The organism is Pseudomonas sp. DE0010 (assembly GCF_007680745.1).
Lineage (GTDB): Bacteria > Pseudomonadota > Gammaproteobacteria > Pseudomonadales > Pseudomonadaceae > Aquipseudomonas > Aquipseudomonas parafulva_B.
Window position 1 is genome coordinate 1 of sequence record NZ_VEJQ01000137.1, and the last position, 306, is coordinate 306.

The window sequence follows — 306 nt, forward strand, 5'->3', positions numbered from 1 at the left end:
GATCTGCACGCTGTTCTGGGCCACGCTGCGGCGGAATTCGTCGAAATCGGTGACCACCATGTTGGTGGCCAGGGGTATGCCGGTGCGCCGGTGCAGTTCGGCCATGCTGTCCAGGCCCGGAGTCGGATCCTCGTAGTTCTGCAGGTCGTCCTTCAGCACCTCGGCGATGCGCAGCGACGTTTCCAGCGACCAGTTGCCGTTGGGGTCGATACGCAGCGGCGCCTGCGGGAAGGCCTGGCGCAGGGCCTTGATGCAGGCCGCCTCGTGATCCGGACCAAGCAGGGTGCCCGCCTTGAGCTTGATGCT

1 protein-coding gene is annotated in these 306 nt (G+C 65.7%); it reads right to left on the minus strand.

All coding sequences use genetic code 11. From position 1 onward, the window contains the following. Nucleotides 1-306, minus strand: a 306-nt coding sequence (locus FS767_RS21985; protein ID WP_305986784.1) for an enolase C-terminal domain-like protein, incomplete at both ends; no start/stop codon positions are given.